This is a genomic window from Chryseobacterium sp. ISL-6 (genome assembly GCF_018613715.1).
GTDB classification, from domain to species: Bacteria; Bacteroidota; Bacteroidia; order Flavobacteriales; family Weeksellaceae; genus Chryseobacterium; species Chryseobacterium paludis.
The window spans coordinates 803,793-820,432 of the sequence record NZ_JAGGPT010000006.1 but is presented as its reverse complement, the minus strand read 5'-3'; the positions used below and the strand labels follow the sequence as shown (position 1 = coordinate 820,432).

The window sequence follows — 16,640 nt, the reverse complement described above, 5'->3', positions numbered from 1 at the left end:
CTCACTTTTTTTTGTGGACCGTAAAAACTGACAAACCTTAACCCGAAAAAAATCTTAACAAGTTTTACACCCAGCTTTTTTTCCTAATTTTGGGGAATGGAGATGACATATTTAATCGTTGGTTTTATTGTTGGCGGAATATTAGGCGCTATTGTTTTATACTATATCCTGAAATCATCAATGGTTTCAAGAACCTCTTATGATGAAATTAAAAATTTATCTATTAAGAATAGTTCAGATTTAGAAAATTCTAGTCTAAAAATCCAGGAACTTAATCAAAATATTAATATCGAAAAAGATCTTAACCAGCAGCAACTCGATCTATTAAATGATCTAAAAAATGAGTACGCTAAAATTTCTGCAGAACACTCCTCTTTACATACTCAGTTCCAGGAACAGAAACAGATCACTGCAAAACAAACTTCTCAACTTGAAAGTTTAATAACAGAAAAACAACATATTTTTGCCCGTAATTCAGAATTATCTGCAATTAATGATAGTTTAAAGAAATCCCTTGAAACTCAAAAGGAAGAAATAATAAAAATCCAGGAAGATTCAAAAATCCAATTTGAAAATTTAGCCAATAAAATCCTGGAGGAAAAATCAGAAAAATTTACCATACTGAATCAAAGTAATCTCAAAACAATTCTGGAACCATTTCAGGAAAAAATTGCAGATCTAAAAAACAGGGTCAATGAAGCTTATGAACAAGAAAATAAAGAACGTTTTTCTTTAGCTGAAAAAGTAAGAGAGCTTGCCGTACTTAACCAACAGATCTCTGAAGATGCAAAGAAGCTGACAAGAGCATTAAAAGGCGAAAGCAAAACACAGGGTAACTGGGGTGAAATGATCCTTGAAAGTATCCTTGAAAAGTCAGGGTTGGTAAAAGGAAGGGAATATTTTCTTGAACATGAACTTCGGGATGAAGATAACAAGGCATTATTTTCAGAATTTTCAGGAAAGAAAATGCGTCCTGATGCTGTGGTAAAATACCCTGATGAAAGAAATGTGATCATAGATTCAAAAGTTTCTTTAACAGCATTTACGGAGCTGGTAGATGAAACTGATCCTGATATCCATGCTATAAAACTTAACCAGCATTTAGGTTCTGTAAAAAACCATATTAATCAATTGAGCCAGAAAGCATATGATGATTATGGAAAATCTTTAGATTTTGTGATGATGTTTATCCCAAGTGAACCAGCCTATATTGCAGCAATGCAAGCTGATCAGAATCTTTGGAATTTTGCTTATGACAAAAGGATTCTTCTTTTAAATCCAAGCAATTTGATCACTTCCCTAAAACTGATCGCCGACTTGTGGAAACGTGAGTATCAAAATAAAAATTCTATGGAGATTGCAGATAGAGGAGCTAAATTGTATGATAAATTTGTAGGGTTCGTTGAGAACCTTGAAAAAGTAGGTAAGAATTTGGATCAGGCAAAGAATGTTTTCAATGATGCCTATAAGCAACTTTCAACAGGAAATGATAATCTGATCAACCAAACTCAAAAACTGAAATCACTAGGAATAAAGAATAAAAAGGAACTTCCTCAAAGTCTTATTGAAAACGGTGAAGCTACACCGAATCTAGAATAATAATCCAATGAAAAGATCACAAATCGTTATTATCGTAAGTCTTGCTATATTTATAATTTCCCTGACACAAACAGCTGTATATACAAAAGGGAATGAGATGCACGCATTTGCATGCTTCCTTTTAGGCTGGATGGATCTGTTTGGAGAAGGGGTTGCATGGCTTGCCAATCCTCTGTTTTTTATCGCATTATTCTTTTTGTTGTTGAAACAGGTGAAAATCTCAACCGTTTTTAGTTTTCTGGCGATCTGTATGTCTTTATACTATCTGTCTGCAGAATCAATAACCGTTGATGAAGCAGGACATAAATCTCCTATAGTCTCTTATGGTTTGGGATACTACCTTTGGATAGCAAGTGGTCTTTCTTTGTTTATTGGAAACCTCATTCTTTTAAGGTCTCCTTTGAAAGTGCAAGCTTAAAATAGAATTTCAATTTTGTAAGATGATTCAAATATTTTCTTTTACATCGTACCCTTATCCAAAATCTGAATCTCAAAAAGAAGTGCTAGTTTCTTCACTATCTGCAGGAATTCTGATTTACCTCTTCTTAATTATTTTTCAACCATTTGATACGGATCAATTCCATCATGAATATAAATATCTTTTACTCTTCCCTTATTCTATTATTTTTGGAATCTTTTTCTACATCATTAATCTTTTGGTTCTAAAGATCAATAATTGGAATGTGGGTAATGAATTAATAAAAATATCCAGCATTTTATTATTAGCATCTATTCCATCATATTTTTATAATTCACTAATAATTAGCCATGTACAACTCGACTTCGTCAATTACCTCTACATGCTTATGTATACTTTTGCGATCGGAATACCCATTTCTATTATTTATGTTTTATCAAGATATATTTATCTAAAAAAAGACCACGAAAATACTGCAATGAGGATTTCTGCTCAATTACAAGAAACACCTATTATAGATGACGACTTAAGTAAAAAAACTTTAGAAATCAGTACAGGCACCTCTAAACTAGAGATCTTGGAAGACGATTTTATCTATGCCCAATCTTTGGAAAATTATTGTGCTGTTTATTATAATGAACATCATACTGTAAAAAAAGTTTTGCTGAGGATAAGCTCATCAAAGCTGTTGAATCAGGTAGAAACACACACCATTAAGAGATGTCATAGATCATACATTATCAATCTAAATAAAGTAAAAAACATTAAAGGAAATGCTCAGGGATACAAATTAAGTATAGAAAAAATAGACCTTGCAATTCCTGTTTCCAGAAGCTATGCCCCGTATGTAATTTCTTTACTGCAAAGTCTGAACGTATAATCTTTGTTATTCGTCACATTATTCTGCTTTTGGTCACATAGATTTGACAATCTCTTTATTAAGAAACATTTTTGCTCAAATTTTTTAACATGAGTAAAACTGTTTATTTTTATATTGTATTTGTTCTTGGGTTTCTTTCTTACTATTTTTTTGATCTTTTCTGCTTCAAACCCATTCAAAATTACAGCAAAGAGATCTTTGCCAGTAAAGCCTTTGCCCACATTATTGCCTATTCAATATCTTTGATTCCATTAATTATAACATTAAAAATCTTATTTCCACAAAAGAAGTTAGTGAATTTACTTTCTTTGAATAGATCCCCATTCATAGGATTTGCTTTAGCATTTACAGGCACCTTACCAATGTTGATCGGTTATTTTTTATTCTTCCAGTTAATTGAAAAAACCGATATTGAATCCTTATTTATCAATACAGTATCGTCATCTTTTTTTGAAGAGTTAATCTTCAGAGCTTTTTTAATCGGAATTTTATACAAATACAGCAGGTTGGGGTTCATTGGTTCTATACTATTAGGTTCATTTCTTTTTGCACAGGTTCATTTATACCAAAGCAAAGATACTGTTGAGATTATTGAAATATTTACAATTACCTTCTTAGGATCTGTCCTTTTTTCATGGATCTATATGGAGTGGAACCTTAACTTATGGACAGCAATTTTTGTTCATCTATTCATGAATTTATATTGGGAGATATTCAATGTTTCAGAAAATGTATCCGGCAACTTATATGGTAATCTCTTTAAATTCACATCAATACTTCTAATCATATTCATTACCATCTACTATAAGAAGAAAAAGAAAATTCCATTTGAAATCACAATGAAAAGTCTTTTCTTAAAAAGTAAGGAAACTGAACAATAAATTTTGCATAATTTTGCAGAATGCTAATAGAGAGTTTTCAGAACGATAAAATCAAGAATATTACCAAGCTTCTTACCGATAACAGATTCAGAAAGAAATCTAAAGTTTTTGTAGTGGAAGGACAGCAGGAAAATGAAAGGGCACAAAAGTTTGATTTTGAACCTATAGAATTTTTTATTTGTGAGAGTATCTTCAAAGGAGAAACACCTACTGGTAAAGTATATTATGTAAGTGAGAAAGTTTATGAAAAGATTGCATATCGCGGAAGTTCTGAAGGTATTATTGGAATTTATAAGATCAAAGAATCTGAACTTTCTTCTTTTAATCCTAAAGAAAATGCGACTATAATTATTGTTGAAGGTATTGAAAAGCCGGGAAATCTGGGAGCTATTTTAAGAAGCTGTGAAGCTTTTGGAATTGATGCATTAATTATAACTGATGCTAAAGCTGATTTTTACAACCCAAATGTAATTCGTTCCAGTGTTGGATGTCTTTTCGGAATGGAAGTCTTTCAAGCTGAAAATGAAGAGACCCTGGATTTTCTGAAAAGGAATCAGTTCAGTATCTATACAACGATTATGGATGAGAGTGCTGAAGACCTATATAAAAGGGATCTGACCCAAAAATCTGCCATTCTATTTGGAACAGAGCATTCAGGTTTAAGCGATTTTTGGATCGGTAAAGGTAAGAATACACTTATTCCTATGGTAGGAAGCATCGACTCTCTAAATCTGAGTAATGCCGTAGCGATTACCTGTTATGAATCTCTAAAACAGAAAAGACATTAAGAAAGCTAATAAAATATAAAGCATAAAAAAACCGCTTCGCCAAGCGAAACGGTTCTTTTATTTTAGTTAAGTTACTAAAATTATTTTTTAGTAGCGTCTTTAACTTCTTTAGCAGCTTCTTTAGTTGCATCTTTAGCAGCATCAGCAGCTCCTTTAGCAGCATCAGCAGCACCAGCAGCAGCTCCTTTAGCAGCGTCAGCAGCAGCAGTAGTAGTTGCAGCAGCAGCACCTTTAGCAGCATCTACAGTAGTAGTAGCAGCAGAATCAACAACTTGAGCAGCAGAATCAGCTACAACAGCAGCAGAATCAGTAGCAGCAACAGCAGCAGAATCAGCAGCACCTTCAGTAGAAGTAGCTTCAGTTTTTTTACAAGCAACTAGAGAGATTGCAGCGATAGCAGCTACGAATAATGACTTTTTCATAATAAATTAAATTTAATTTTGTTAATATTGTTTTATAAAATTTTTCTTTCGTTCTATTAATTGAACAAGACAAAGGTATAGCAGATAGAAAATTTGTCTATGAAAAATAATTGTAATAACTTTGTAAAACAGTTTTACAAATAAATATTACTGAAAACCAATAACTTAATCACTTTATATACACTTGACAGATTTAGATCTATTACACTTTGAGCAGCTGAAAAAGGATGTACAGGCTCAATATCTAGAAGAATACACTCCTTCCTTTGATGATATTTCTAAGTGGAAGGGTATTGATATTATCTATTTCCAGGAAGATCTTCGCAAAAAGGCTAAGGGAAACATCAGCGAAAAATCATTTTACACCTATTTTAAAAATGCTCCTGTTACCAAATTACCGAGGATTGACATGCTCAATTTACTGAGTATTTATGCAGGTTACGACTCTTGGTATGAATTTAAGAAACAGCATCTTTTTGCAGGAGAATTATTGCAGGATGAGAAAGATCTTAGTGAAGAAGAAATGCTGGAGTTAGAGGAAACCGTCAATCAACTTCCACAAGTCATAAAATCTGAAGGACAATCACAAAAAAATGTGATAAAAGGGCCAGAAAACTCTGATTTACAAAAATCAAATACTGAAAATCAACCAATTAACCAAAATCAAAACTTTAACACTTCGGGAGAAATTAAAGATTCTGAGCCAAGTAAAAAATTCGTAAAAAAGAATGCATGGGCAATGATTACCTCAGTTTTAATTATCATTACGGGTGTCTTAGGTTTTAAGGATGAAATTTTTTCTAAAGAATATAAATATTGTTTTACGGATGCAGACAGAGGAGTTGCAGTAATTAATACTTTAGAAATAAAAGTTTTTAAAGAAAATGAATCTCCTATTCTATTCAAGATAAATCCTGGAGAATGCTTTAGATATTCAACTAAGGATAAGGTTCTTAAAATGCAGATTAGTGCACCTTTTTATGAGCCTCTTACTGTAAACCGAAGTTTAGAAAATGCCCCTAAAGAAGAAATGATCGAGATGAAGCCTGACGACTATAAAATGGCCGCATATTATTTCTCAATAAAAGATGTAAAAGGAGGTAATCCAGAGGAGCAATTCGCTCTTATTAAACAAAAGAGAAAACAATTAGAGAACCTGATCAGCAATAGCGCCGTAATTTATCAGGTCTATGACAATGACACTTATGGTATAGAAACTTTAGATAAGCAGAAATACATTACCCTCGTAACAACGCCTACCACATCACTTAAGAATCTAAGAGTGATTGAAATGAAAAAAGATGACAAAGGCAAAATAATATCTATTAAATTTAAAATTGCAAATACAGATGAAAAGAATAAATAATTTTTTAATTGCCCTATTGTTATTAGCTGCTTTTGTTTCCTGTAACAACAAGAAAAAGGAAGTGAGTGATTTGGATAAACTCAGAAACAGCACCAATACAAAAAGTTATCCTGCAGTTCAAATGGACAGTATGCAGGCCATTAACTCTATCACTAAGCAAAAAGTACAGGAGCTTTTAGACCTATCTACGCTATATTTATCCGGAAAAAGGAATACAGAAATTGACACTGTGATCTTTTCGCAAATGGAAAGTTACTTTCACAAGCCTGACAGTCTGACATTTAGAAAACTGTTTAAAGAATTAGACAGTCTAAAAGTAAAAACAGTGAAAGTAAATAACCTCCAGGTTCATAAAGACTATTATAAAAAAGACACTCTGGACTACGCAAAATTCAATGTTGAATATTTTGACGATAAGAATAGATCATTGGGAACATTTGAGAAAAATGCGCAGTATACACTTATTTCCAAACCTATTAAGTTTAAGAAAGAGTTTAAATTTTACTTTTTAAATTTTTACTCACCTCCAGCAAGGAAAGACAGTACCTCAGTGGGACTCACTAAATAATCTAAGGCGATATCATATTCCCAGATATCATCAATAATCTCATCGGGGTTGAAGTAATTCACTCCGATTTTTTTTGAATCTGAAGAAAGGTTTTCAAAAAAACCATCATAAAATCCTTTACCATATCCTACTCTATTCCCTTTGTGGTCACAATATAACAAGGGAGTTATTACATAATTAAAACTTTGCTCTCCAGAATCCTGATTGGAAATAGGTTCTGATATTCCCCATGCACTCATTACAAATTCAGTGTCTGAAAAAATTTCTACTGAAATAAGCTCTTGTTCCACAACTTTCGGTATAAAAACACGAATACCATGGCTTAAAAAGTATTGAACAAAAATCCGTGTATTAATCTCCAAAAACCTTTCGATAGGAAGAAAAATATGAACCTTTTGTCCTGCTGAAGGTTTAAAATAAGTAACGAAATTTTTGAAAATCCTTTCAGATAAGAAGAAAACCTCATCATGAGACAAGGTTTTTCTTTTTTGCATATATTTTTTTCTAAGCTCTGCTTTCAGCATGATCAGATTATTTTTATTAAAATACTTTTTACAAGACAAGCTTGTTGCTTCGTAAGAAGAGTTCGATGCTTCTACCTATTTTATGCGTTGTCAGAAGTTTGCAAAATTCTATACAACTTATCAGATAAACGGACTCTAAAAGGAAGTTCAAAAGTGATTTGATCTCCTTTTTTTGCCGTTTCACAAGGGCCTCCATTTACAAAAATCTCAGTAATTGTAAGCTCTTGATCGCCAGTTGTTGGACCAGAAATCAATACTTTATCACCTACTGAAAGTTCTTTGTTTTCAATTAAAAACTGTGCAATTTTTGATTTCGTATAATAATGTTCTGCCTTTCCAAGCAATACCTTTTTGACAGTTATTTTTTTTCGGATATCTTTTGTTACAGCTTTTGCTAAAGGCTTAGTTGCTAAATCGCCTGAATTTTTAAATTTCAAAGCTTCAGACTTACCTTTTCTGAAAACTTTATTTCCAACCTGCAATCCCTTTCTTAACTTCACCTGTTCTTCTAAAGGTAAATGTATGGTTTCCAAACATTCCGTAGAACAGCAATTTTCCATCGTTGCTTTGCATTCATCACATTGAATAAACAATAAATGGCAGGCATCATTAGAACAATTCGTATGGTTATCACATGGCTTACCACACTGATGGCATTGTGAAATAATATCATCTGTAATTCGCTCTCCCAATCGATGATCAAACACAAAGTTTTTACCAATAAATTTACTTTCTATACCTTCTTCTTTTATCTGACGTGTATATTCAATAATTCCGCCTTCCAATTGGAAAACATTCTTAAAACCCTGGTGTTTAAAGTAAGCACTGGCTTTTTCGCAACGAATTCCCCCTGTACAATACATTAAAAGGTTTTTATCTTCTTTAAAATCTTGTAATTGTTCGTTGATAATTGGTAAACTTTCTCTGAAATTTTCTACATCAGGAGTAATAGCACCTTCAAAATGCCCCACTTCACTTTCGTAGTGATTTCTAAAATCAACTACAATTGTATTTGGATCTTCAAGTAAATTATTAAATTCCTTTGCTTTTAAATGAATCCCTTTATTGGTAACATCAAAAGAATCATCACTCAAACCGTCAGCGACAATTTTATGTCTAACTTTAATGGTCAATTTTAAAAAAGAATGATCGTCCTGCTCAACTGCTACATTTAAACGAATACCTTTCATAAATTCGTAAACTTCCAACGTATCGCGAAAAGCCTCAAATTGATCAGCAGGGATACTCATCTGAGCATTTATTCCTTCATGTGCAACATAAATACGGCCAAGAGCATCTAGTGCATTCCAAGCTATAAATAATTCGTCACGAAATTTTTTGGGATCTTCAATTTTGGCATACGCATAGAAAGACAATGTAAGACGTTCCTTACCAGCTTCATCAATAAGTTGAGCTCTTTCTTCTGCGCTTAAAGTGTTATACAGTTGCATGCTATAAACGGTTTAAGTAAGAAAAATATTTTTGCAAATATAATAATTTTTCAATTGAGTATATTGATCAGTCAAAATCACAATCTCGATGACATCGGAAAAATGATCTGTTGGATTCTTATTATTAATTACAGATATTTATTGATATGAGACATTTTTATATTAATAATTAAACTTAACTTCATGACAATACTGCCATCTATATGTCATATTGTCTTTAATAATTTTTTAAGGTTCGTTAATTGGGATTTTAAGAATTATAGTATAATACATAAATTATTGCAATTGCTGTTAAATTTTAGTTAAAACTGAAACACATCATGATAATTGCATACCTATTTAGCATTAAATTTGTTTACCTTAAAACCTAAATTAATTAATAAAATAAAAGAAGATATACAATGAAGAGCACTTTAAAAAAACTATTACCATTTGCCGTAGTAGGAGTTATCTCAGGAGCTACTACCGTTGGCACAATACAATATTTTGGCCACGGAGCCAATAACGGCGACCAGTCTTATTTTACTTCTGCAGCCAATACTTCGTTCGTAGGAATGAATACCGGTACTACAGGGGATGATTTCGTAAAAGCAGCAAAGACAACAGTCCCGGCAGTAGTTACTATTAAAAATTACCAGAGCAGAACATCAAGCAGAGCTTCTGAACAGGATTTGTTTGACTTTTTCTTCGGAGATCCTTTTGGAGGAAGAGGTGGCGGACAGCAAAGACAGAAGCAACAGCAGCAAGCTCCTGATAATATGCCTTCAGGAATGGGTTCGGGGGTTATCATCTCACCAGACGGTTATATTATTTCTAATAACCACGTAGTAGCGGGTGCTAACAAACTGGAAGTTGTACTTAGCAATAAAAAGGCTTACATCGCTACACTAGTAGGTACTGACCCTAATACAGATATTTCCCTGTTAAAAATTGAAGAGAAAGGATTGCCATATCTGAATTTTGCTAATTCTGATAATATTGAAGTAGGACAATGGGTTCTTGCTGTTGGAAATCCACTTGGGTTGAACTCAACGGTTACAGCAGGTATTGTTTCAGCAAAAGGCAGAGGAATTGGTATTCTGGGATCTCAGGGGAAAGCAAGTAATCCTATTGAAAGCTTTATTCAAACCGATGCTGCTATTAATCCAGGAAACTCAGGAGGGGCATTGGTAAATGCAAATGGAGATCTTATCGGTATCAACTCTGCTATTCAGTCTACAACAGGATACTATCAAGGCTATGGATTTGCAATACCAGCTAACTTAGCAAGAAAAATTGTTGAAGACATTAAGAAGTTTGGAATTGTACAGAGAGGATTCTTAGGAGTTGCTTCTTTAGATCTTTCAGATGACCAACAGGTTGCCATGTATAATAAGCAGAAGAAAGCCAACATTAAAGTAGGCTCTGGTGTATATGTTACAGAGGTTACTGACAAGAGTGGTGCTGAAAATGCAGGAATTAAGAATGGTGATATTATCACAAAAATTGATGAAACAGCAATTACTGATTTTGCAGATCTTTCAATGGCTGTAGGAAGCAAGCGTCCTGGTGATAAAGTTCAGGTAACCTATACAAGAAACGGTAAAGAAAACGTGACAACTGTTACTTTAAAAGATCAGAATGGAGGAACTTCTGCCAGAACAAAGGCTGACCTAAGTGTTACAGAAAAAATCGGTGCTGAGTTCACTCCATTGAGTGATTCATTTAAAACCAGCTACGGATTAAATAGTGGTGTAATCGCTAAAAATGTGTCTGAAGGAAGTGAAATGGCTAAAATAGGTATTGTAGACAATTACATCATTATAGAAATAAATGGTAAGCCTGTCAATTCACAAGAAGATGTTGAAAAGGCTCTGAATAAATACCAAGGAAATGTCCAGGTGAAATTTGTAGACGAATATGGAAGAATGTATACCAAAGGTTTCAAAATGCCTTAACGGATATTACCTAAAAATTTTAATAAAAAAACGCTGCAAATGCAGCGTTTTTTTTATTTCGTTTTATTCATTTTATCAGCGATTCTTTTTTTCCTATTCCTTTCATAAATTATTTCTACAATTTTACCTCCGATCCATGAAAAAGGAAAAAAGGTTAGAAATATTGATATTTTATAGAATGTAGGATGATAAGGAAATACAATTACATCCAGCATGGCAATAAACAACATTATAAAGCCTATTAGAATAGCGTAAGCAACTTTCGCATACTTCACAATAATTGCTGTAGCCACTCCGCCTATTGTTGTTCCCAAGCCTGAAATAAATAATAAGAATCCAAAAAAAGCATCATCGTTTCTCATGCTGTAAAGGAATCTTTGCCAATGTTCAAAGGGAGCAAAAGCATCAAAAGTAATCCACTGCGGAAAAACTCTTATACCTAGAGTAATAATAAGGCCGGCTATAGTAAGCCCCACCAACACCGCAAATGTATTTCTTATAAAGCTCATTAATCCTGATGTGCAATCATCGAAATTTCAATATCAACATTCTTAGGCAGACAAGAAACCTGTACAGTTTCACGAGCCGGATAGCTTTCAGCATCCAGATATGATGCATAAATATCATTCATCACTGCAAAATCATCCATACTCTTAAGGAATATTGATGCCTTCACAACGTTTTTAAAAGTCATTCCAGCTTCCGTAAGGATAGCCTCAAGGTTTTTCATCACCTGATGTGTTTCTTTTTCAATTCCTTCTACCAATTTACCAGATGCCGGATCTACAGGAATCTGACCTGATATATATAAAACTCCGTTTGCAAAGTTTGCTTGCGAGTAAGGTCCGATTGCTGCAGGAGCATTAACTGTGTTTATTATTTTTTTCATTAGAATTTATTTTGGGTGCAAATATAAAATTTATTCTCAAAAGTCAATCTCATATTAGAAAGGTGCATTCGGTTGTGTAAAACTTCTGTCCTTATATTTAAGGGCGTCACTTAAAATATTAGCTTTTATCCCAATGAAAAAGTCATATACTTTGTACTGTCCAAAAGGTACCCAATTAAAATTGATTGTAAAACTTCGCTGATCTCTAGAGAAACCTATTCTCGTATATGCCAATTGTTTAGTGATCATATCATAGTGGGTACTCCCATTTATATTCCAGAATGGAGTAAGCTTAAGACTTCCATCCAATCCTACAGAAGCAATTTTATTACCAAAGCGGGATAAACTTCTGGAATACGCATAATTTGCATTAACATTTAAAGTCCATGCCTGATCAAAATGAGCGTAATGATCATCATCAAAATAATAATTTTCATTTCTTATTTCTCCCTTAGACTGATATTTCTTCGCGTAATCTGTTTTTTCTCCAAAGATCTCACTGCTTAAAGGATAGGATACCTGAATATTAAAGCCCTGTACACTAAAGCTTCCAAACTGTTCAGTTCTGATCCCTGTATCTGATCCCGGAGCAAAAAGAATTTTATATGGATCCAGTGACAAACTCGTATTCACGCTCAATTTATTTTCAAAAAACGAAGATTGTCCGTTAATTGTAAAGATAGACCATGGATGATCTTTAGCTGCAAAATTATAGCTTCCAGAAAGGTTTAGGGATTCAAATATCTTTATTTTTTTTACCCCTGTAGAGTCTTTCTTAGACTTCACCTTCATTTCGATATTATTCCCAATATTGAAACCTAAAGATCCCTGCATTCCGCTGGTAGGTGAACCGACAATTCCTTTATCAAAAATCGAATAAGGAGTTAAAGCTCCGTTTGCATCATAATAATTCTTATAATATCCAAAGCCTGCCGATCCAAAATCCGGTGAATAAGTAAATCCAATACTTGGAGTCATCATATGTCGTATTGCTTCAATTGCAGCCCCTTTTTTGAAATTAAGCATTCCATACAATGTGGTCTGTAAACTGGCAGTGGTTGAAAATGTGGAATATCCCGCAATTTTTTTATTGATTTGATCAACTACTTTATTGCTGTTATTACTCAAAGGATCATAATATCTTGTGAGTGTTTTTGTAGTTAATGCATTGTCTATTGTAGCTCCTAAACTGAATGTAAAATATTTGGCTACCGTTGTATTGGTTCCTAATGTTATATTATTTTTAAGACCTGTCTGAAGTTTATCCCACATCGCCTTTGTAAATAGCTCCCCTTCGTTGGTTGTCACAAAGTTTGTTAAATTCAAACCTGTATTTACGGTAATATTTTCTAAGAGACCTTGTCTTACACCTGTTTTTGATTTGAATAAATAAAACTGATTAATCGCTACGTTCATCTGAGGTAAACGTAAATCCGCTAAACCTGTAGCAAAATTCTGGGAATATGATGCTGTTCCGGTAATAGTTGCCGGTAGCTTTAGAAACCTTTTAGTAAGCGATACCGTTGAATTTTGTTGAGTATTCAATACATTCTGATTGAATATATAATTATTGTTAATGGTGTTATTATAAAATTTGTTGCTTACAATATCCACTGAGGCTGAAAATGTAAGAAATGGATTTGCCTTTGTGTCCTGCGTATGTCTCCATGCAATTCTATAGGTACTGCTTCTGGAATAATCATCCAATCCTTTAATTCCCCTTATGGTAGTTCCAATATCTGCCGCGAAATTTCCAGAATACCGGTATTTCTTGGTATAATTCATTTCAGGTCTTACATTCCAGCTTCCTTTTGTGTAGATATCTGCAAGTACCTTCATGTCAAAATGCTCACCTATCGGCTGATAGTATCCGATCCCGTTCAGGAAAAACCCTACATCCTGTCGTTCTCCAAAACTCGGTATTAAAATCCCTGCTGATCTTTTACTGGAAAAAGGTAAGATGGCAAAAGGCATAATAAGTGGAGTTGGCACTTGTTCTATATACATTTGTATAGGTCCCGTAATGATCTGTGATTTCTCTTTGGTTTTAATTAATTTAATATTAGAGGCCAATAAATGATAATCCGCTGCAGTATCTTTTTTCTTCAGGAAATATTCATCCGTAGTATATAGGGCATGCCTCATAGCAAAGACGGAATCATTATATTTTTTAGTTTTATTAGCAATAATTACCCCCTCACTTTCCTCAGTTCTTGCGTTATATGCAATAGCTTGCTTTGTTTTGTAGTTGTAATTGAACTGATCGGTCTCATATTTTTTCCCTGCCTGTGTTGTGATCACAGGTTCTATAAATTTCTTCCCCAAAGAATCCTGTTTACCTCGGGCATAAATTAGGTTCTTTTGTTCATCAATAGAGATATAATCTGCATCTATCTGCATATCCTGATATTTCACCTGGGCCTTTTGGTTCAGGTATATCATTTTTTTTGGGAAATCTCTACGGATATTATCCGCCTTTGTCATAAGAACATCATCTAATGACTCTTTCTTTGCAACAATGGTATCCTTTTTGGAAATAGTATCATTAATTACCGTATTTTTAGGCAATTTCTCAGGCGTTTTCTGTGCTAAAAAATTGTTAAAAATTAGGATAATTAAAATTTGTAATATATTTTTGAGGACGGTTTTGGCCAATTTTTCTTATATATAATTAAGGCTCAAAATTAGTATAATTTTTAAAACTGTAAGATGTACAAACAAAAATTTAAAATAATTTTATCATTTCTCCTCATACTATCGAGTAATTTCTTTTTTTCACAAAAAAAATTCACACTCGTTTTAGACGCTGGACATGGGGGAAGTGATTCTGGTGCGAAGAGAACTTATAGCGATATTGGACTTTTAGCAGAAAAAGATGTAACCCTTTCCGTTGTGTTAAAAGTAGGAAGGATGCTTGAAAAAAATAAAGACTTTAAAGTAATCTATACCCGTAAATTCGACGAATACCCTTCTCTTTCCGATAGAACCAATCTTGCTAACAGAAGCAAAGCTGATCTTTTTATTTCCGTCCATTGTAATTCTGCACAGCGATCTTCGGCGTATGGAACAGAAACCTATGTTCAGGGACCCGATCAAAATGACACCAATCTGGAAGTGGCAAAAAGAGAAAATGATGTGATTTTTCTGGATGAAAAAGATAGACAGACCTTTGGTTCTTATGATGCCGGCTCACCGGAATCTTTAATTGCACTAAAGCTTCAGCAGAGCAAATATCTTGAATCCAGTCTTCTATTTGGAGGTTTGGTAGAAGATAATTTTGTAAATAAAGATAAAAGGTTCTCAAGAGGTGTTTTCCAAAAAAACTTACACGTTCTTCGTATGAATGCAATGCCTTCCGTTCTTATTGAAACCGGATTTATCAATCATGCAGAAGAAAGTCATTATTTAGCATCTGACAAAGGACAGGATGAGATTGCAGAAAGTATCTATCAGGCTATTATCGATTATAAGAAAGCAATTGACAGAAAATCCGGTGGCTCTTCTGTTATGGCCACTAAAAAGCCTGAGCCTGAAAAGCTTGTAGAGGTGGCTTTAAAAAATGACTTCAGAATCCTGCTGATGAGTTCACCTACCAAATATAACGATGGTGATCCTGCTTTAAAAGGGCTAAACTATATTCTTCCAATAAAAGACAACGGCCAATATAAATACTATTATGGGGTAACCAATATGGCATCTATAAAAGATATCAATCTTAAAACAGCCAGAGATGCTGGATTTAAAAATGCATTTGCCGTAGGATTTATGCCTAACCAAAAAATAAGCACCGGATATTACACCATCGAGTTGTATGTTGGTGACAAATTGAATGGCAATTCGTTTATTCTCCAAACCCTAAAAGATGTAGAAAGGAATAAAGAAAACGGAACTTTCTACTATACTTATGGAAAAGTATACACTTTGGAGGATGCTGTAAAACTTCAGAAAGACCTTGAATCAAAGGGAATTAAGAATACTATCATACAAAAGGTTTACAGATAGAACAAAAAATAATTTTGAAGTTAAGAAGTAAATTATTACTTTTGCAACCTCAAAATTTGGCCTATTCGTCTAGTGGTTAGGACTCAAGATTTTCATTCTTGCAACAGGGGTTCGATTCCCCTATAGGCTACCAAATTTGATATCATGCCGGATTTAAAAATTCAAGAAGCGACATTGCTTTTTAAGAAAATCCACTCTAACCCAAAAAGTTACGACTTGAAAGTTAATGAAGATGGGATAATAGGCAGAGATGAGAAAATAAGTTTCAGGCTTTACAGGTATGGAGAAAGGGTAGCCTTTGAAGTAACCATAGATGGACTAACCTTCACCAATACTACTGGAGAATGGAACAATGCAATGATAATGTTGGGAAATATTATCAAGAAAATAGATAAAGAACAAGAAAATTTTAAAATAGAACAAGCAATAGACAAACTGAGAAAATATCTATCTGAAGAAAATTGATTTTTTTTAAAAATAAATTTGGCAGATAAGAAAAAAGTTTTTACTTTTGCACTCACATTTGAACGATATGGCAAATCATAAATCAGCATTAAAGAGAATTAGACAAAACGAAGTTAGAAAAGTTCGTAACAGATACTACCACAAGACTGCAAGATCAGCGATGAAGGTATTGAGAAATGAAGAAGACAAAGCTTCTGCTGCAGAGCAATTGCCTAAAGTGATCTCTTTGTTGGATAAATTAGCTAAGAAAAATATTATCCACAAAAACAAAGCTGCTAACTTGAAAAGTAAATTAACTAAGCACGTTAATAAATTAGCGTAAACGGATAGTTGGCCCGTTCGTCTATCGGTTAGGACCTCAGATTTTCATTCTGGTAAGAGGGGTTCGACTCCCCTACGGGCTACTAGGTTTCTAATCGAAACATGTAAAACCCTGCAAATCATATGATT

The 16,640-nt window shown here is 33.6% G+C and carries 17 protein-coding genes and 2 tRNA genes; 13 read left to right on the top strand and 6 right to left on the bottom strand.

From position 1 onward, the window contains the following. Positions 1-96: 96 nt before the first annotated feature. The 5 genes from J7E44_RS14570 (at position 97) to J7E44_RS14550 (ending at position 4,566) form a co-directional block, all read left to right on the top strand. Complete coding sequence (locus J7E44_RS14570; RefSeq protein ID WP_502757514.1) at positions 97-1,599, top strand: DNA recombination protein RmuC; 1,503 nt, start codon at positions 97-99, stop codon at positions 1,597-1,599. A gap of 7 nt (positions 1,600-1,606) precedes the next feature. Beyond that, positions 1,607-2,017: a hypothetical protein gene (locus J7E44_RS14565; RefSeq protein WP_214831110.1), complete on the top strand. Its 411-nt coding sequence runs from the start codon at positions 1,607-1,609 to the stop codon at positions 2,015-2,017. 22 nt (positions 2,018-2,039) lie between these two features. Continuing rightward, entirely contained in the window at positions 2,040-2,897 is an 858-nt protein-coding gene (locus J7E44_RS14560; RefSeq protein ID WP_214831109.1) for a LytTR family DNA-binding domain-containing protein, read from the top strand. A gap of 89 nt (positions 2,898-2,986) precedes the next feature. After that, positions 2,987-3,778, top strand: a complete 792-nt coding sequence (locus J7E44_RS14555) for a CPBP family intramembrane glutamic endopeptidase (protein ID WP_214831108.1) — start codon at positions 2,987-2,989, stop codon at positions 3,776-3,778. 20 nt (positions 3,779-3,798) lie between these two features. Beyond that, positions 3,799-4,566, top strand: coding sequence for a TrmH family RNA methyltransferase (locus J7E44_RS14550; protein ID WP_214831107.1), 768 nt, complete (start codon positions 3,799-3,801; stop codon positions 4,564-4,566). Between the two features lie 80 nt (positions 4,567-4,646). Here J7E44_RS14550 and J7E44_RS14545 read toward each other — a convergent pair whose 3' ends face one another. After that, positions 4,647-4,988, bottom strand: coding sequence for a hypothetical protein (locus J7E44_RS14545; RefSeq protein ID WP_214831106.1), 342 nt, complete (start codon positions 4,986-4,988; stop codon positions 4,647-4,649). 184 nt (positions 4,989-5,172) lie between these two features. Between J7E44_RS14545 and J7E44_RS14540 the strand changes: the two genes are divergently transcribed. Both J7E44_RS14540 and J7E44_RS14535 read left to right on the top strand, forming a co-directional pair. Then, the gene (locus J7E44_RS14540) at positions 5,173-6,354 is read left to right on the top strand and encodes a hypothetical protein (RefSeq protein WP_214831105.1); all 1,182 of its coding nucleotides are present in this window, start codon (positions 5,173-5,175) and stop codon (positions 6,352-6,354) included. Further along, the gene (locus J7E44_RS14535; protein ID WP_214831104.1) at positions 6,338-6,922 is read left to right on the top strand and encodes a hypothetical protein; all 585 of its coding nucleotides are present in this window, start codon (positions 6,338-6,340) and stop codon (positions 6,920-6,922) included. Before J7E44_RS14540 ends, J7E44_RS14535 begins: the two co-directional genes overlap by 17 nt. Here J7E44_RS14535 and J7E44_RS14530 read toward each other — a convergent pair. Both J7E44_RS14530 and trhO read right to left on the bottom strand, forming a co-directional pair. Then, the gene (locus J7E44_RS14530) at positions 6,871-7,446 is read right to left on the bottom strand and encodes a 5-formyltetrahydrofolate cyclo-ligase (RefSeq protein ID WP_214831103.1); all 576 of its coding nucleotides are present in this window, start codon (positions 7,444-7,446) and stop codon (positions 6,871-6,873) included. The genes J7E44_RS14535 and J7E44_RS14530 overlap by 52 nt on opposite strands. A gap of 80 nt (positions 7,447-7,526) precedes the next feature. After that, positions 7,527-8,897 carry an oxygen-dependent tRNA uridine(34) hydroxylase TrhO gene (gene trhO, locus J7E44_RS14525; protein ID WP_214831102.1) on the bottom strand — a complete coding sequence of 457 codons (1,371 nt, stop codon included), beginning with the start codon at positions 8,895-8,897 and terminating at the stop codon, positions 7,527-7,529. A 401-nt stretch (positions 8,898-9,298) separates the two neighbouring features. Here trhO and J7E44_RS14520 point away from each other — a divergent pair, with 401 nt between their 5' ends. Continuing rightward, positions 9,299-10,834: a trypsin-like peptidase domain-containing protein gene (locus J7E44_RS14520; protein ID WP_214831101.1), complete on the top strand. Its 1,536-nt coding sequence runs from the start codon at positions 9,299-9,301 to the stop codon at positions 10,832-10,834. Positions 10,835-10,887: 53 nt separating this feature from the next. Here J7E44_RS14520 and J7E44_RS14515 read toward each other — a convergent pair whose 3' ends face one another. From J7E44_RS14515 to J7E44_RS14505, 3 genes are read right to left on the bottom strand one after another with little or no spacing between them, the layout of a single operon-like run. Next, positions 10,888-11,343, bottom strand: a complete 456-nt coding sequence (locus J7E44_RS14515; RefSeq protein WP_214831100.1) for a hypothetical protein — start codon at positions 11,341-11,343, stop codon at positions 10,888-10,890. Continuing rightward, positions 11,343-11,723: a RidA family protein gene (locus J7E44_RS14510; RefSeq protein ID WP_214831099.1), complete on the bottom strand. Its 381-nt coding sequence runs from the start codon at positions 11,721-11,723 to the stop codon at positions 11,343-11,345. Before J7E44_RS14510 ends, J7E44_RS14515 begins: the two co-directional genes overlap by 1 nt. A gap of 54 nt (positions 11,724-11,777) precedes the next feature. Then, complete coding sequence (locus J7E44_RS14505; protein ID WP_214831098.1) at positions 11,778-14,378, bottom strand: putative LPS assembly protein LptD; 2,601 nt, start codon at positions 14,376-14,378, stop codon at positions 11,778-11,780. 54 nt (positions 14,379-14,432) lie between these two features. On the opposite strand from J7E44_RS14505, the gene J7E44_RS14500 reads away from it, so the two are divergent. The 5 genes from J7E44_RS14500 to J7E44_RS14480 all read left to right on the top strand — a co-directional run bounded on the left by J7E44_RS14500 (position 14,433) and on the right by J7E44_RS14480 (position 16,594). Beyond that, the gene (locus tag J7E44_RS14500) at positions 14,433-15,725 is read left to right on the top strand and encodes an N-acetylmuramoyl-L-alanine amidase family protein (protein ID WP_214831097.1); all 1,293 of its coding nucleotides are present in this window, start codon (positions 14,433-14,435) and stop codon (positions 15,723-15,725) included. A 58-nt stretch (positions 15,726-15,783) separates the two neighbouring features. Next, positions 15,784-15,858, top strand: a tRNA-Glu gene (locus tag J7E44_RS14495). Between the two features lie 11 nt (positions 15,859-15,869). Then, complete coding sequence (locus J7E44_RS14490) at positions 15,870-16,190, top strand: hypothetical protein (RefSeq protein ID WP_214831096.1); 321 nt, start codon at positions 15,870-15,872, stop codon at positions 16,188-16,190. A 67-nt stretch (positions 16,191-16,257) separates the two neighbouring features. Next, a complete protein-coding gene (rpsT, locus tag J7E44_RS14485; protein ID WP_214831095.1) occupies positions 16,258-16,512 on the top strand; it encodes a 30S ribosomal protein S20 in 255 nt (84 codons plus the stop codon). A gap of 10 nt (positions 16,513-16,522) precedes the next feature. Then, positions 16,523-16,594: transfer RNA gene (locus J7E44_RS14480), tRNA-Glu, on the top strand. Positions 16,595-16,640: the final 46 nt, after the last annotated feature.

What these genes read in the sequence shown, in the direction of transcription:
- J7E44_RS14570 (WP_502757514.1), top strand. Translation starts at nt 97, where the DNA reads ATGGAGATGACATATTTAATCGTTGGTTTTATTGTTGGCGGAATATTA.
- J7E44_RS14565 (WP_214831110.1), top strand. Translation starts at nt 1,607, where the DNA reads ATGAAAAGATCACAAATCGTTATTATCGTAAGTCTTGCTATATTTATA.
- J7E44_RS14560 (WP_214831109.1), top strand. Translation starts at nt 2,040, where the DNA reads ATGATTCAAATATTTTCTTTTACATCGTACCCTTATCCAAAATCTGAA.
- J7E44_RS14555 (WP_214831108.1), top strand. Translation starts at nt 2,987, where the DNA reads ATGAGTAAAACTGTTTATTTTTATATTGTATTTGTTCTTGGGTTTCTT.
- J7E44_RS14550 (WP_214831107.1), top strand. Translation starts at nt 3,799, where the DNA reads ATGCTAATAGAGAGTTTTCAGAACGATAAAATCAAGAATATTACCAAG.
- J7E44_RS14545 (WP_214831106.1), bottom strand. Translation starts at nt 4,988, where the DNA reads ATGAAAAAGTCATTATTCGTAGCTGCTATCGCTGCAATCTCTCTAGTT.
- J7E44_RS14535 (WP_214831104.1), top strand. Translation starts at nt 6,338, where the DNA reads ATGAAAAGAATAAATAATTTTTTAATTGCCCTATTGTTATTAGCTGCT.
- J7E44_RS14530 (WP_214831103.1), bottom strand. Translation starts at nt 7,446, where the DNA reads ATGCTGAAAGCAGAGCTTAGAAAAAAATATATGCAAAAAAGAAAAACC.
- trhO (WP_214831102.1), bottom strand. Translation starts at nt 8,897, where the DNA reads ATGCAACTGTATAACACTTTAAGCGCAGAAGAAAGAGCTCAACTTATT.
- J7E44_RS14520 (WP_214831101.1), top strand. Translation starts at nt 9,299, where the DNA reads ATGAAGAGCACTTTAAAAAAACTATTACCATTTGCCGTAGTAGGAGTT.
- J7E44_RS14515 (WP_214831100.1), bottom strand. Translation starts at nt 11,343, where the DNA reads ATGAGCTTTATAAGAAATACATTTGCGGTGTTGGTGGGGCTTACTATA.
- J7E44_RS14510 (WP_214831099.1), bottom strand. Translation starts at nt 11,723, where the DNA reads ATGAAAAAAATAATAAACACAGTTAATGCTCCTGCAGCAATCGGACCT.
- J7E44_RS14500 (WP_214831097.1), top strand. Translation starts at nt 14,433, where the DNA reads ATGTACAAACAAAAATTTAAAATAATTTTATCATTTCTCCTCATACTA.
- J7E44_RS14490 (WP_214831096.1), top strand. Translation starts at nt 15,870, where the DNA reads ATGCCGGATTTAAAAATTCAAGAAGCGACATTGCTTTTTAAGAAAATC.
- rpsT (WP_214831095.1), top strand. Translation starts at nt 16,258, where the DNA reads ATGGCAAATCATAAATCAGCATTAAAGAGAATTAGACAAAACGAAGTT.